Consider the following 13,339-nt stretch of genomic DNA (forward strand, 5'->3'; position numbering starts at 1 on the left):
CCTTATCCGCTGACGGTCGTGCGGCGGATGTCGCGGGCACGGGTGAGGATGATGTCCTCCAGCTTCTGCACGGTCGCGGCCGACACCGGAGCTTCCACCCAAACTCCGTTCTGCTGGACCTGCCGCGAAGCTGCGACACGAAGTGCATCGGCCCGAAGATCCTGGTCGAGGATCGTGACGGTCAGCTTGACCCGCTCGCCCGGCGAGTTCGGCGCGGCATACCAGTCGGTGATGATCACGCCCGTGTTGGCATCCGCCTGGAGAAGCGGGGCGAACGAAATGGTGTCGAGTGCCGCGCGCCAAAGGTAGGCATTCACCCCGATCGCGGTCATGCGCGACGGAGCGAGCTGGGTCGGCACTTCGCGGTTGCGCGAGCAGCCTGGGGTGGCCACCGCGATGACCAAAAGCGCAGCGGCGGCTATTTTCAGGCGGGACATCGGGAATCCTCTTGAGACGGTGGCAAGGTCGAAGGGGGCGTTATAGATACTGCGGAAGGAGCCGCAAGCGTCCCAAAACGGGGGGATTCTGTGTTTGCGCTGCAACAATTCGAGACGGAATCGATTCCCGTCATGGAACCTTCAGCTTCCTGTGACTATATCGGACTCGCAACAGGGAGTCGTTGGTGCTGAGTCTCAACCGGTCAAGGAGCGCTAAGCTGCTCGCCGCGGTGTCCGCGGTGGGCCTCTTGCTGTCTCCCGCGGTTGCAGCGCCGGCCAAGAAAGCTCCGGCAATCGCCGTCAGCTTCGATCCTCTCTCGACATTCACTCCGGCAGGCGCCGACCCCAAGCTTGCGGCTTCGTTCGCCAGCAAGGGTATGTCGTTGACGGACTTCAAGTTTACGCCTGCTGCCGCGAAGAGCCGGCCGTCGCAGGTTCGCGTCGCGATCCGTGCACGGCCCGACGCGCCGCTGCGCTCGCGCGTGGTCGACGCCAGCTCCGCTTCGCCGCTCACGGCGCTTACGCCGGCAACTTACAACCTGGGTGTTGCCGTCGGCTGGCGCCAGTTCGCCGTTTCGGGCGACGTCGCCAAGACCGAGTCGCGCGATCCCGCCGTCGGCAACAAGGAAAGCGCGGTCGTCGGCGTCAGCTACTCGCTCAACAAGTTCACCGGCCGCGTTGCGGTGGGGGCGGAGCGCGACAACGACCGCATCCCGGCTCTTAGGGATCGCGAGAATTATTCGCTCGATGTCGGCGGCGCGTACAACGTGACCCGCAACATCGCTCTGACTGGCGGCGTCCGTTACAACGTCGAGCGCGACCGGGCCGCGGTGGTCAGCGATACCCGCCGGGACAGCCAGGCCGTCTACGTAGGCACTGCCTTCAAGTTCTAAGCGTCTTCGCGTCGAGCCACGCGTCGATTCCCGCCCAGCCGTAGAAACCTTCGCGCTGCAGGCGCGCGGATTTCAGCGCGTCCATTCCGCCTAGCGCGATTGCCGGAGCACCGGCCGCCTTCGCGATCTTGAGGGCGGCTGGGCGATAGAGCGCTTTGTGGCCGGGGTGCGAGCTTGTCGGGTAAACCGGCGAGACGAATACTAGCGCCGCGCCCTCTGATCTCGCCGCCTCGGCTTCCACAAGGGAGTGGACTGACCGGGAAAATGGCATGCCGATCGAAAGCTCAGGCGGATTATGGACGAGGTCCGCACTCAAGGTGCGCGCCAGCTCCGCGTCCCCGGCAATCGCTAGCGTCAGGCTCCTCCGACGGCAGATCTCGGCAACTCGGCCGGCCAGCGTGGCGCGGACCTCGGGTGGCGATTGATAGTGGCGAAAGACGACCCCTGAATGCTTGATGGGCAGCCGATCGATGGCTTCCCACAGGCGCTCGCCCATGCGCTCATCGGTCATCAACCATTGGCGCGGCCAAGATCTCTGGCGGGAGGTCATGGTGCTTCCTATAGCCGCGGCCGATGACTGCTGCCGAGCGCCTTCAGGAAATCTCCGGCCAGATCGCCGCCGCTGCAAAGATCGCGCATAGGGAGGCTGCCGGCGTTCAGCTCATCGCGGTCAGCAAGACTCGGCCGGCGGAGGAGATCGAAGAGCTCGTTGCGGCGGGACAGCGCGACTTCGGCGAGAGCCGGGTCCAGGAAGCGTTGGCAAAATGGCCGGAGATCCTCGCGCGCAATCCCGACATACGCCTGCACTGCATCGGCCAGCTTCAGTCGAACAAGGCGGCCGAGGCGGTGAAGCTGTTCGATGTGATTCACTCGGTCGACCGCCTCTCCTTGTTGAGCGCCCTGGCGAAGGAAGCTGAGAAGGCCGGCCGCTCTCCGTCGGTCTACGTTCAGGTCAACATCGGCGAGGAAGAACAGAAAGGTGGATGCGCGATCGCCGAAGTCGCCTCGCTGGTCACCGCAGTTCGCTCTTCGCCTTTGCCGCTACTCGGCTTGATGGCCATTCCGCCGCTGGGCGTGGAGCCGTCGCCCTACTTCGCGCTCCTCGCCAAGCTTGCGCGGGAGAATGGTGTCGAAGGCCTAAGCATGGGCATGTCGGGGGACTTCCGCGCCGCCGTCATGCTCGGCGCCACGGCCGTCCGAATCGGAACGGCCTTGTTCGAGGATTGAGCGCGGCTAGGCTGTTGCGGTGCGCTGGATAGCCGCCCTGTTGCTGATCGCTGCGCCTGCGAGCGCAGCGGACATCGTCTACGCCGGCGGGGCTTGGGCCGCGCTTGATCGCGGCAGCAGCTGCGAGGCAGGGACGCGCGCGATCCGAATTGCCGAGAAGGGGAAGATACAGGCTCGCGCGGGATTCGCCTTCGATGCCACTGGTCCGAGGCGCGGGCAGTTCTTTGCCCAGTTGAGCCGCGTCCCGCGTAGCGGCTCTACCGCGATCCTGACTGTCCGCGATCAACCCTTCATGCTCGTGACCGGGGGCGGCTGGGCATGGAGCCGCAGTCCCGCGCAGGATGCGGCCATCAGCAGTGCGGCGCGCGCCGGCGGCGGGATGCGCATCGAGTCGCGCGACGAGGGCGGTCGACGTTTCATCGACCGCTTCCTGCTCGACGGCGCTCCGACGGCCATCGACGCCGCCGCGGCTCGCTGCGCTGGCAAAATCGCGCGACCTTAACTACATAGGCCGCCTGCCATGAGTGCCGACACCAACCTGATGCCGATTCCCGGCGCCATCGATCCTGTGCCTGTGCCACGGGCCGTGCCACCGCGCGCCGACGGCAAGGTCGAACTGGTCGGGCTCTCCAAGGACAAGATTCGCGCCGCCTTCGAGGAGGCAGGGCTGGAGCCGAAGCAGGCCAAGCTTCGCGCGAAGCAGGTCTGGCCCTGGATCTACAATCGCGGGGTCAGCGACTTCGCCGCGATGAGCGATATCGCCAAGGTGCAGCGCGGGTGGTTCACCGACCGATTCGCGATCACGCGGCCGGAAGTCGTCGAGGCCCAGGTCTCGTCGGACGGCACGCGCAAGTGGCTGCTCAGGACCCACGATGGTCACGATTTCGAGATGGTCTTCATCCCGGACGCGGACCGCGGAACCTTGTGCGTGTCGAGCCAGGTCGGCTGCACGCTCAACTGCCACTTCTGCCACACCGGCACGATGGCGCTGGTGCGCAACCTCGAGTCGTCGGAGATCGTCGGGCAGGTGATGCTGGCCCGGGACGCGCTCGGCGAATGGCCGAGCCAGCCCGAAGGCCGCATGCTCACGAACATCGTGATGATGGGCATGGGCGAGCCGCTCTACAATTTCGAGAATGTCCGCGACGCGTTGAAGATCGTCATGGACGGCGACGGGCTCGGCCTATCGAAGCGGCGCATTACGCTTTCGACCTCGGGCGTCGTGCCGATGATGGAGCGCGCGGGCGAAGAGATTGGCGTCAATCTCGCCGTGTCGCTGCACGCGGTGACAAAGGAAATCCGCGATGAGATCGTGCCGCTCAACCGCAAGTACGGCATCGAGCAGCTTCTCGAGGCCTGCGCGGCTTATCCGGGCGCGAACAATGCTCGCCGAATCACGTTCGAATATGTGATGCTGAAGGACAAGAACGACAGCGACGAGGATGCGCGCGAGCTCGTGCGGCTGATCCGTCATTACAAGCTGCCGGCGAAGGTGAACCTGATCCCCTTCAATCCTTGGGGCGGTGCGCCGTACGAATGTTCGACCGACGAGCGCATCAGGTCGTTCAGCAACATTGTGTTCGAATCGGGCATCTCTGCCCCGGTGCGCACGCCGCGCGGCCGCGACATCGATGCCGCTTGCGGACAGCTGAAGACCGCTGCCGAGCGCAAGCGCCGCTCGCAACGGGACGCGGAGGCGGCTTAGCCTCGACCATGTTCTCGCCCGTTCGTCGTGCGTTGGTGAGGCAGGTTCGGTCGACGTTCAACGATCAGTCGAAGGGTGAGAAGCCGGTCCCCGCATCGGATGAGGCCTTCTTCCCGCGCGGCTCCGTCATTCGGCGCGTGCATGGTGACGTCACGTCGATGATGGTCGGCGGCATTGCCGCTCTCCTGACGCAGATGCTGCACCCGAAAGCCCTAGGCGGGGTCTGGGATCACAGCGACGTTGCTGAGGACCAGCTCGGACGGCTCCGCCGTACGGCGCGCTTCATTGCCGTAACCACTTACGGTCATCGCGATGCTGCGCAGACGGCGATCGATAAGGTAAAGGCCATCCACGAGCACGTGAGCGGAGCGCTGCCGGAAGGTACCCCGTATCGCGCGACCGACCCGTGCTTGCTGGCTTGGGTGCATGTCGCCGGAGCAATCAACTTCCTCGACGGATGGCGGCGCTACGCCGAACCGCGCATGACGCGTGCCGACCAGGACACCTATTTCACCGAGAGCGGCGAAATCGCGCGGATGCTCGACGCCGATCCCGTGCCGCGCACGCGGGCGGAGGCGGAGAAGCTGATCTCGGAGTTCTGTTTCGAGCTTCGCGCGGACGACCGATCCCGAGCATTTCGCGATCTCGTGTTGAACGCGCCGCCGTCCTCGCTCGGCGAAGCGCCCGTCCAGCGACTCCTGTTCAACGCCGCAGTCGACTTGATGCCGCCGTTCGCGCGCGAGATGCACGGTCTCGACAAACCATTGCTCACGCCCGTCGTTCGCGGCGCAACCTACGGTCTGGCGAGCACGATCCGCTGGGCATTCGCCGGCGAACGGTATCGCGCTTCTCATTGATTTGCGGGCGGCCGCGCGTCGTGGCAATTCGTTCGCAGGTTGCAACGGAGTTTCGGAATGTCGCTGATCGGCCGGTTCATCGATCAAATCCTGCCTGTCGGCAGCATCACTCTCGTGCAGCCGGACGGAAGCCGTCAAACCTACGGGCCCGGCGGCGGCAAGCACGTGACGGTCCGTTTCCACGACAAGCGCGTTGGCCTCGAACTGTTCCGAAATCCGCGCCTGCGCATGGGCGAGCTTTACATGAACGGCCGGATCACCGTCGAAAACGGCACCATCCTCGACCTTCTCGAGCTGATCGTCGGTGCGAAGCCCTGGGAGCAGGGCAAACGCAAGGCGCTCGGCAAGGGCAAGTCCAAGTGGCTGAAGCGCTTCTTTCGCCGGAACGACCCGCGCAAGTCGAGGCACAACGTCGCGCATCACTACGACATCGGCAATCAGCTTTACGAACTCTTCCTCGATCGCGACCTTCAGTACAGCTGCGCCTACTTCACCGATATCACCAACACGCTCGAGCAGGCGCAGGAAGACAAGAAGGCTCACATCGCGGCCAAGCTCTTCCTGAAGCCGGGCCAGAAGGTGCTCGATATCGGCTGCGGCTGGGGCGGGATGGCGCTCTACCTGAACCGCGTCGCCGACGTGGAGGTGCTCGGGATCACTTTATCCGAGGAGCAGCTGAAGGTCGCCCGCCGCCGCGCGAAGGAAGCGGGAGTCTCAGATCGCGTTCGGTTCGAGCTAATCGACTACCGCCATCTCGACGGCCGTTTCGACCGCATCGTGTCGGTCGGCATGTTCGAGCATGTCGGTGCTGCTCATTACGAGGAGTTTTACGCCAAGTGCCGGGAGCTTCTGACCGATGACGGTGTCATGCTGCTGCACACGATCGGCAAGCTCGGCGGCGCCGGCCAGCCGGACCCGTTCACCGACAAGTGGATCTTCCCGGGCTACCATCTGCCCAGCCTGTCGCAGATGTGCTCCGCGACCGAGAAGGTGAAGATGATCGTCGGCGACGTGGAGACGCTTCGTCTCCATTACGCGTACACCTTGCGCGAGTGGCTGCGCCGGTTCACCGACGCCCGCGAAAAGGTCCTCAAGCTCTACGACGAGCGCTTCTTCCGCATGTGGGAATTCTATCTCGCCGGCGGAATCGTGATGTTCGAGAGCGGCGCCGCCTGCAATTACCAGGTGCAGTACATTCGCGACCGGAACGCAGTGCCCATCACGCGCGACTACATGGCAGAGGCGGAGGCGCGGTACCGGGAGTTCGGACCTCAGCCGGCCAAAAAAGCCGCTGTGCGGAAGACGCGTGCCGCCAAGGCGGCCGAACCCGCCAAATAAGAAAAGGCCCGACGCACCGGCGCCGGGCCTTTGTTTCACCGAGTTGGGAGGGCTCAGCCCTGGCGGGGCGCGCTCCTCATTCGTTGGTGCATCTGCATCCGCTCTTCCGGCGTGATCTGGCCGTCATGATTGGCGTCGACCATGTCGAAATGCTGAAGCGCCGCAGCCTGCGCCTCCTGCAAGCTCACGCGACCGTCGTGGTTGGCGTCGGCCATCTCGAACATGTGGCCGCCAAAGCCGCCCATGCCGCCGTGATGGAAGCCGGCCTTTTTCGACCCGCGGTCGCCACGGTCGGCGATGCGCTGCTCGCGCTGCGCCTGTCCAGCATCCCACTCACCGCGGCTAACGGCGCCGTCCTTGTTGGTGTCGAGCTTCTCGAACGTGCGGTCGCCGCCGCGTTCATCGCGACGTTCGGCCCACTTGGAGCGGAAAGCCTCCGACGCGGCATCCGCCTCGGCCTTGGTCACGAATCCATCGCGATTGGTGTCCATCCGCGCAAAGTATTCGGCGACCTTGGCCTGCGCTTCAGCCCGCGTCTGAACTTTCTGTGCGAAAGGCGCACGAGGCGCTTGCGGCGTCGGGGCAGGCGCGACCTGTGCGTAGGCGGCTACGGAGACGACCAGCACCGCTCCGCCAATCAAAAGCATCTTCATCCTACTGTCTCCATGGGCAAATCCCGGAGATTGTTAACTTGCTATAGCTGTACCGTGCTTGAATGCTGCGCTTATCCGGTGGCAAGGGGCCGCGCTTCAGCTAAGCGAGCAGGCTGGGAGCTCGCCGGGGGTCAGAGCACGAAGCCAATGCGGCGGGATAAATCATGCAACCGATGAGCGCTGCGCCCCCGCGCCCGCCCGGGCCGCGCCCGTGGTGGGAGACGCGACCGTTCGTCGCCTTTCTCATACTGCTGTCGGTCGTGCCATTGCTCTATCCCCCGGTGCCGCCGCTGGTGGATCTGCTTGGCCACATGGGTCGGTACCGGGTCCAGCTCGACATCCAGACGTCGCCGTGGCTTTCGCAATATTACGACTATCGCTGGCTCCTGGTCGGTAACCTCGGCGTCGATGCCTTGGTGCAGCTGCTCGCCCCGATCGTGGGGCTCGAGCCTGCGGTGAAGCTGATCATCATCTCGATCCCGGCAATGACGGTTGCGGGATTCCTTTGGGTCGCGCGGGAGGTGCACAATCGCTTGCCGCCGACGGCGCTATTCGCTCTGCCGCTGGCGTACAGCCATCCCTTCAACTTCGGCTTCGTGAACTTCGCGCTGGCGATGGCGCTGGCGTTCCTCGCTTTCGGCCTCTGGCTGCGGCTGGGGCGGTTGGGCAAGACTCGACTTCGCGCAGCGCTATTCGTGCCGATCTCCATCCTCATCTTCTTCGCCCATACGTTCGGCTGGGGGATGCTCGGTCTCATGTGCTTTTCGGCGGAAGCCGTACGGCAGCACGACAATGGACGGGGCTGGTTCCGCGCCGGCGTGCATGCCGCGCTGCACGCCTCGTGCCTGGCACTTCCGCTGGTATTCATGGCCGCATGGCGCAGCAGCGCGCCCGCGGGGCTGACGGCGGACTGGTTCAACTGGGGAGCGAAGCTGCACTGGATCGAGACCATCTTCCGCGACCGCTGGAAGCTCTGGGACTTCGCCTCCATGGTGATCACGTTCGTCGTGATCATGCTGGCGTTCGGGAACCCGCGCTTCGGCCTTTCCCGCAACCTCGGCTTCTCGGCCCTCGTGATCGTTGTCGTCTTCCTGGTGTTGCCGCGCATCATCTTTGCGTCGGCCTATGCCGACATGCGGCTCGCGCCGTACCTCTTCGCATTGGCGCTGCTCGCGATCCGTTTCCGCTCCGACACGCACAGGCGCACGGCGACCGTCCTCGCCGTGGTCGGCCTGATCTTCTACCTGGCCCGGATCGCGACCACGACGGCGAGCTACGCGATGGCTGCCGACGATCTGCGTGAGAAGCTCCAGGCGCTGAACCATGTGTCGATGGGCGCGAAGGTGGCGACGTTCGTCGGCCAGGGTTGCGCCGACTGGTGGTCGATGCCGCGCAACAGCCATCTCGGCGCGATGGTCATCGTCCGCCGCCAGGGCTTCTCGAACGACCAGTGGGACATCGTCGGCAGCAACCTGCTGAGCGTCCGCTACGACGCCGGCGCCTATTCGTCGGACCCGTCCGAGATCGTTCGCCCGACCTACTGCCGCATCCCGCGCGCATGGCGGATCGTGAACAACCGTTTGCGCGGCGACTGGCGGGTGGACGATGCTCTTACCGGCTTCCCGCGCGATAAGTTCGACTACATGTGGCTGATCGACGTGTCGCCCTACGACCCGCAATTGACGAGCGGGATGACGCCGGTCTGGAAAGGCTCGCGGTCAATGCTCTATCGTCTGCACTGATGACCGAACTTTCCATCGTCGTTCCCTGCTTCAACGAAGAAGCCTGCCTCCCCGAATTGCACCGGAGGCTGAGCGCCGCTGCCCTGTCTGCGGGAAGCAGCGACTATGAGCTCGTGCTGGTCAATGACGGCTCTCGGGATTCGACCTGGCAGGTGATGCGCGGCCTCGCGGACATGGACCCGCATGTTGTTGCCGTGAACCTCTCGCGGAACCACGGCCACCAGCTTGCTCTGACGGCGGGTCTCGATCTCTGCGGCGGCGAGACGATCCTCATCATTGATGCCGATCTCCAGGATCCGCCAGAGCTGTTGCCCGCGATGCTCGCAGCCATGCACGATCAGGATGCCGACGTGGTCTATGGCGTTCGTCGTAGCCGAGCCGGCGAGACGGCGTTCAAGCGCGCGACCGCGCACGGCTTCTATCGCCTGCTTTCGCGCGCGACGGAGATCGACATCCCCGTGGACACGGGCGACTTCCGCCTGATGAGCCGCCGTGCCCTCAATGCTTTGCTCGCAATGCCGGAACAGTCCCGCTTCATACGCGGCATGGTGGCGTGGATCGGCTTCCGCCAGGTGCCATTCCCCTATGATCGCGACCAGCGCTTCGCCGGCGAGACCAAATATCCTCTGCGCAAGATGATGCGCTTCGCCTTCGACGCGCTGACCGGATTCTCGTCTGCGCCGTTGAAGCTAGCGAGCCATGCGGGTCTTGCGCTGTCGTTCGGATCGCTGCTGATCCTGGCCTACATCGCCTACGCATTTCTCGCCGGCCGCAGCATCCAGGGCTGGACGTCACTGATGCTCGTCGTGGTCTTGCTGGGCGCGGTGCAGATGTTCGTGCTCGCGCTGATGGGCGAATATATTGGCCGCCTCTACAATGAGGCGAAGCGGCGTCCGCTCTACATCGTGCAGGAAGTCGCCGGAGGTGAAGCGAGGACGGGCGTGCGTCCGCTCGGTTACGTCGCCGACGCAATCGCGAAGAGCGACAGTCCTGGCGGAAGCGGAACTCGTCCGACCAGGCCGCGCTCGGCGGCGAAGACGCGTTCCAAAGCCTGATTCAAAGGCTTCGACGGAAGCGACAAGTCGGCGTCCTCCTTGCCGCGCAGCTTCGACGCGAGGCGCTCGGCCACCGCGACGGGGAACAGCAGGCTGTTGAAATAACCGATGGCTTCCAGTTTCAGCGGCGATGCTTCGATCAGGCGCTTGAGTCCCGATTTCGAATAGCGACGTTGATGGTGGTTCACGACGTCGTGCGCGGACCACATCCATTGGTGCGCAGGCACAGTGACGACCAGCTTGCCGCCCGGCTTGAGCAATTTCGCGATGCCGTCGAGCGCCGCCTTGTCGTCGGGGATATGCTCTACGACGTCGAACGCTGCGACCATGTCGTAATGCGCCTGCGGAATGCCGGCGAGCTCCGGCAACGGCGATGAGAAGACCTCGTGCCCCAGCCGCTTCGCCGCTATCGCGCGCGCCGTCTCGTCGACCTCAAGCGCATCCACCGAACCGAACGCGTCGAGCATCTCGAGGTTGTGCCCAGTGCCGCAGCCGATCTCCAGGATTCGCGCATTCGCGGGCGGCTTCACCCGGCGCCGGATCAGGTCGGATAGAACTTTACGACGAGCGACGTACCACCAGTGCTGCTGGTCGAGCGCGGCCATCTGATCGTAGACGACGCGTTCCATCAGCGAAACACCCACTGCCGGTTCAGCGTGAACGTCACCAGTGGCGTGACGAAGAGCATGGGTGCGATCGGCGCAGCGCGTCCGAGATCGAGATGGTTGAACAGCAACCAAACCCAGAAGCTGTTGAGCAGATAGCTGATGATGGAAACGACCGCGAAACGCACCTTCGTCGCATGCGTCCGCTCGCTGCCATGCCCGCGGAAGCTCCACTGGCTGTGCATGAAATAGCCGGTGGCGACAGCGACGACATAGGCGAGGAAGTTGCCCAGCTGCGGATGCCAGCGGAGGACCAGCGCCACCAACGCGTAGACGCCCACGCCCAGCGCGGTGACGAATGCGCCGGTAACGGCGAAGCGCGCCAGCTGCCCAAGCAGTCTGCGGCGGTCAGGATCGAGTGTGGAGATCATTGTTTAGGCGGTTAACTTGCTCTGTAGCCGTGCCCCGCTACAGCAGGGAACCCCTTAAGAAGAGGCAAGGCTTGAACCGCGTACTCGACTTCGTCGATCGGTATTGGAAATGGATCGTGGTCGGGGTGTGGATTGCCTTCTGCATCTACTTCCTGTTCCAGCGCTGGAACGGCATCCGCCTGTTCGCGCTGCCGGATACCGACGACAATATGCGGATCAGCCAGGTGCGCGCGTGGCTGCACGGCCAGGGCTGGTTCGATCTTCGCCAGTACCGCCTGAACCCGCCTGCCGGTGCTAACATTCACTGGTCCCGGTTCGTCGACCTGCCGATTGCTGGGATCATCCTCGCTGCCCGGCCCTTTGTCGGAGGCGCCGAGGCTGAGCGGGCTGCGGTGACCATCGCCCCAATGTTGCCGCTCCTGCTCCTGTTGTTTTCGGTGGCGTTGACCTCGCGCCGGCTGATCGATCGCCGTGCCTATCCCATCGCTTTTATCTGCCTGTTCTTCGCGGGCTCGACGCTGGCGATGTTCATGCCGCTGCGCATCGATCATCACGGCTGGCAGCTGGCGCTACTGACGCTCGCCATTGCAGGCGTCGCCGATCCCAAGCGCGCGCGTGGCGGTGTCGTTGTTGGCCTCGCTTCGGCGATGTCGCTGTGGATCGGCCTCGAAATGCTGATCTACATCGCGCTGCTCGGCATATCGCAGGTTATCTTCTGGGTAACGGACGCGAATGAGCGGCGGCGGCTTGCGGCCTATGCGGTGACGCTGGGCGGTGCCACCGCCTTCGGCTTCGCCGTGTTCACGTCCTACGCGAACCGCCTCGCAGTCTGCGATGCCTTGTCGCCGGTCTGGCTGTCGGATGTCCTGCTGGGCGCAGCACTCCTGCTCGGTCTCGCGATGTTCGTGAAGAGCGCTGACTGGAAGATCCGCCTGGGGGTCGCACTAGGCGCGGGTGCGGTCGTCGCCGGCTTCCACGTTCTCATGTGGCCACACTGCATTACGCGGCTCGAGGGCATCTCGCCGGAGGTCAACAAGCTGTGGTTGAGCCATGTGCGCGAAGCGCGGCCGCTCTATCGGCATGGTTGGCGCACCGCGACCGCCATCGCCTCGCTGCCGGTGACGGGAGTCGTCGGCTGGCTCCTCCTCTCATGGGTGCGTCGGCGCGATCCGAAGCTGCTTCGAGCAACGCTCGCCGCGACGCTACCGCCGCTTACAGCTACGCTCCTGCTCCTGTGGCAAACGCGTACTGGCCCTGCCGCACAGGCAATGAGCGTCGTCGGCGCCGCCGCGCTGACATGGATTGCCGTGCCGTGGGCGGCGAACTCGCGCTTCATGCTGATGCGGGTGCTGGGGACTTCGGTCCTGGCTGTCGTCGGCTTCGGCGCTGCCGTTCCGGCTGCGAGCAATCTGCTGCCTAAGGAGAAGAAGACGGCGACTGAAAAGGCCGTCGACAAGGCGAATTCGCAATGTCCGTCGCTGGCCGCTCTCAAGCCCATCGCGAAGATGCCCAAGGGGACGATCTTCACCTACGTGGACCTCGGACCGCGGATCATCACGGTCACGCATCACAATGCGATCGCAGGCCCTTATCATCGCAATGGCGAGCAGATCGCTGACGTCATGAAGGCATTCCGCGGTACCGAGCCACAAGCGCATCAGATCATTGCGAAATATCGCTCCGACTATCTGCTGATCTGCCCGAACATGTCGACCGCCACGATCTTCGCCGCCGAAGCGAAAGGCGGCTTTTATACGCAGATCGTGCGCGGGAAGGTCCCGGCATGGCTGCAGCCGATCTCACTGCCGAAAGGCTCGCCTTTCAGGATGTGGCGGGTCGTGAAGGCCTAGCGCTTCAACGCCTTCACGGCCGCCAGCGTCTTGGCGACGTGCTGGCTCCAGTCGAGGTCCGAGTGGACGTAGACGATCTTGCCGTCGCGGCCCATCACGTAAGACGTGCGGTCGGTCAGTTCGGGCTTCCGCTTGAGCGATACGTCATATGCCTTGATCACGGCCGGTGTCGCGGTCGCCACCGGGAAGGCGCTCCGGCATTCCTCGACGGAGAATTTCTTCAGGGTCGTGATGTCGTCCGCCGACATGCCGATGACCCGTGCTCCGGCCTTCTTGAAATCGTTCGAGGCTTCGCTGAACGCATGCGCCTCCAGCGTGCAGCCCTTGGTGAAGGCCTTGGGGAAGAAATAGAGAACGACCGGGCCGTGCTTCAGCTGCTCTGCCAGATGCAGCTTGAACTCCTTGCCGCCGACAGCACCGGCGGTCGTGAAGTCCGGCGCCTTTGCTCCGGTCTGGAGCGCGGCGCTTGCCGGCATGGCCACCAAGGCCGTTGCTGCTGCCACGATCAGCCAATTGCGCATGCGACTCTCCTTCGACGGATTTGCT

Annotated in this window: 15 protein-coding genes; 9 read left to right on the forward strand and 6 right to left on the reverse strand. The window is 64.3% G+C overall.

Translation table 11 applies throughout. The features are described from left to right. Positions 1 to 2: 2 nt before the first annotated feature. Positions 3 to 437 (reverse strand): DUF3576 domain-containing protein, encoded by a 435-nt coding sequence (locus LZ016_RS12285; RefSeq protein ID WP_241447753.1) that lies wholly within the window; start codon positions 435 to 437, stop codon positions 3 to 5. Positions 438 to 622: 185 nt separating this feature from the next. Between LZ016_RS12285 and LZ016_RS12290 the strand changes: the two genes are divergently transcribed. Further along, positions 623 to 1,330, forward strand: a complete 708-nt coding sequence (locus LZ016_RS12290; RefSeq protein WP_241447754.1) for a porin — start codon at positions 623 to 625, stop codon at positions 1,328 to 1,330. Here the strand turns inward: LZ016_RS12290 and LZ016_RS12295 are convergent. Continuing rightward, positions 1,320 to 1,880, reverse strand: coding sequence for a thiamine phosphate synthase (locus LZ016_RS12295; protein WP_241447755.1), 561 nt, complete (start codon positions 1,878 to 1,880; stop codon positions 1,320 to 1,322). The two genes, LZ016_RS12290 and LZ016_RS12295, sit on opposite strands and share 11 nt — an antisense overlap. A 23-nt stretch (positions 1,881 to 1,903) precedes the next feature. Between LZ016_RS12295 and LZ016_RS12300 the strand changes: the two genes are divergently transcribed. From LZ016_RS12300 to LZ016_RS12320, 5 genes are read left to right on the forward strand one after another with little or no spacing between them, the layout of a single operon-like run. After that, complete coding sequence (locus LZ016_RS12300; RefSeq protein WP_241447756.1) at positions 1,904 to 2,557, forward strand: YggS family pyridoxal phosphate-dependent enzyme; 654 nt, start codon at positions 1,904 to 1,906, stop codon at positions 2,555 to 2,557. A gap of 19 nt (positions 2,558 to 2,576) precedes the next feature. Beyond that, a complete protein-coding gene (locus LZ016_RS12305; RefSeq protein ID WP_241447757.1) occupies positions 2,577 to 3,059 on the forward strand; it encodes a hypothetical protein in 483 nt (160 codons plus the stop codon). Positions 3,060 to 3,077: 18 nt separating this feature from the next. After that, positions 3,078 to 4,262 carry a dual-specificity RNA methyltransferase RlmN gene (gene rlmN / locus LZ016_RS12310; RefSeq protein ID WP_241447758.1) on the forward strand — a complete coding sequence of 395 codons (1,185 nt, stop codon included), beginning with the start codon at positions 3,078 to 3,080 and terminating at the stop codon, positions 4,260 to 4,262. Positions 4,263 to 4,270: 8 nt separating this feature from the next. Next, positions 4,271 to 5,119, forward strand: a complete 849-nt coding sequence (locus LZ016_RS12315) for an oxygenase MpaB family protein (protein WP_241447759.1) — start codon at positions 4,271 to 4,273, stop codon at positions 5,117 to 5,119. Positions 5,120 to 5,176: 57 nt separating this feature from the next. Next, positions 5,177 to 6,457 (forward strand): SAM-dependent methyltransferase, encoded by a 1,281-nt coding sequence (locus LZ016_RS12320; RefSeq protein WP_241447760.1) that lies wholly within the window; start codon positions 5,177 to 5,179, stop codon positions 6,455 to 6,457. Positions 6,458 to 6,510: 53 nt separating this feature from the next. Here LZ016_RS12320 and LZ016_RS12325 read toward each other — a convergent pair whose 3' ends face one another. Continuing rightward, positions 6,511 to 7,110, reverse strand: a complete 600-nt coding sequence (locus tag LZ016_RS12325) for an EF-hand domain-containing protein (protein WP_241447761.1) — start codon at positions 7,108 to 7,110, stop codon at positions 6,511 to 6,513. A gap of 173 nt (positions 7,111 to 7,283) precedes the next feature. Here LZ016_RS12325 and LZ016_RS12330 point away from each other — a divergent pair, with 173 nt between their 5' ends. Together LZ016_RS12330 and LZ016_RS12335 are read left to right on the forward strand one after the other, a co-directional pair. Continuing rightward, entirely contained in the window at positions 7,284 to 8,852 is a 1,569-nt protein-coding gene (locus LZ016_RS12330; RefSeq protein WP_241447762.1) for a hypothetical protein, read from the forward strand. Then, positions 8,852 to 9,907, forward strand: coding sequence for a glycosyltransferase family 2 protein (locus LZ016_RS12335; RefSeq protein ID WP_241447763.1), 1,056 nt, complete (start codon positions 8,852 to 8,854; stop codon positions 9,905 to 9,907). Before LZ016_RS12330 ends, LZ016_RS12335 begins: the two co-directional genes overlap by 1 nt. On the opposite strand, the gene LZ016_RS12340 is transcribed toward LZ016_RS12335, so the two are convergent. Next, on the reverse strand, positions 9,808 to 10,536 hold the full coding sequence (locus tag LZ016_RS12340; protein ID WP_241448371.1) for a class I SAM-dependent methyltransferase: 729 nt from the start codon (positions 10,534 to 10,536) through the stop codon (positions 9,808 to 9,810). The genes LZ016_RS12335 and LZ016_RS12340 overlap by 100 nt on opposite strands. Next, positions 10,536 to 10,943 carry a GtrA family protein gene (locus LZ016_RS12345; RefSeq protein WP_241447764.1) on the reverse strand — a complete coding sequence of 136 codons (408 nt, stop codon included), beginning with the start codon at positions 10,941 to 10,943 and terminating at the stop codon, positions 10,536 to 10,538. Before LZ016_RS12345 ends, LZ016_RS12340 begins: the two co-directional genes overlap by 1 nt. A gap of 71 nt (positions 10,944 to 11,014) precedes the next feature. On the opposite strand from LZ016_RS12345, the gene LZ016_RS12350 reads away from it, so the two are divergent. Continuing rightward, on the forward strand, positions 11,015 to 12,793 hold the full coding sequence (locus LZ016_RS12350) for an AcrB/AcrD/AcrF family protein (RefSeq protein WP_241447765.1): 1,779 nt from the start codon (positions 11,015 to 11,017) through the stop codon (positions 12,791 to 12,793). Here LZ016_RS12350 and LZ016_RS12355 read toward each other — a convergent pair. Then, positions 12,790 to 13,314: a peroxiredoxin gene (locus LZ016_RS12355; protein WP_241447766.1), complete on the reverse strand. Its 525-nt coding sequence runs from the start codon at positions 13,312 to 13,314 to the stop codon at positions 12,790 to 12,792. The two genes, LZ016_RS12350 and LZ016_RS12355, sit on opposite strands and share 4 nt — an antisense overlap. Between the last annotated feature and the right edge of the window lie 25 nt (positions 13,315 to 13,339).

This window comes from Sphingomonas telluris (assembly GCF_022568775.1).
GTDB classification, from domain to species: domain Bacteria; phylum Pseudomonadota; class Alphaproteobacteria; order Sphingomonadales; family Sphingomonadaceae; genus Sphingomicrobium; species Sphingomicrobium telluris.

What these genes read in the sequence shown, in the direction of transcription:
- LZ016_RS12285 (WP_241447753.1), bottom strand. Translation starts at nt 437, where the DNA reads ATGTCCCGCCTGAAAATAGCCGCCGCTGCGCTTTTGGTCATCGCGGTG.
- LZ016_RS12295 (WP_241447755.1), bottom strand. Translation starts at nt 1,880, where the DNA reads ATGACCTCCCGCCAGAGATCTTGGCCGCGCCAATGGTTGATGACCGAT.
- LZ016_RS12300 (WP_241447756.1), top strand. Translation starts at nt 1,904, where the DNA reads ATGACTGCTGCCGAGCGCCTTCAGGAAATCTCCGGCCAGATCGCCGCC.
- rlmN (WP_241447758.1), top strand. Translation starts at nt 3,078, where the DNA reads ATGAGTGCCGACACCAACCTGATGCCGATTCCCGGCGCCATCGATCCT.
- LZ016_RS12315 (WP_241447759.1), top strand. Translation starts at nt 4,271, where the DNA reads ATGTTCTCGCCCGTTCGTCGTGCGTTGGTGAGGCAGGTTCGGTCGACG.
- LZ016_RS12320 (WP_241447760.1), top strand. Translation starts at nt 5,177, where the DNA reads ATGTCGCTGATCGGCCGGTTCATCGATCAAATCCTGCCTGTCGGCAGC.
- LZ016_RS12325 (WP_241447761.1), bottom strand. Translation starts at nt 7,110, where the DNA reads ATGAAGATGCTTTTGATTGGCGGAGCGGTGCTGGTCGTCTCCGTAGCC.
- LZ016_RS12330 (WP_241447762.1), top strand. Translation starts at nt 7,284, where the DNA reads ATGAGCGCTGCGCCCCCGCGCCCGCCCGGGCCGCGCCCGTGGTGGGAG.
- LZ016_RS12335 (WP_241447763.1), top strand. Translation starts at nt 8,852, where the DNA reads ATGACCGAACTTTCCATCGTCGTTCCCTGCTTCAACGAAGAAGCCTGC.
- LZ016_RS12340 (WP_241448371.1), bottom strand. Translation starts at nt 10,536, where the DNA reads ATGGAACGCGTCGTCTACGATCAGATGGCCGCGCTCGACCAGCAGCAC.
- LZ016_RS12345 (WP_241447764.1), bottom strand. Translation starts at nt 10,943, where the DNA reads ATGATCTCCACACTCGATCCTGACCGCCGCAGACTGCTTGGGCAGCTG.
- LZ016_RS12355 (WP_241447766.1), bottom strand. Translation starts at nt 13,314, where the DNA reads ATGCGCAATTGGCTGATCGTGGCAGCAGCAACGGCCTTGGTGGCCATG.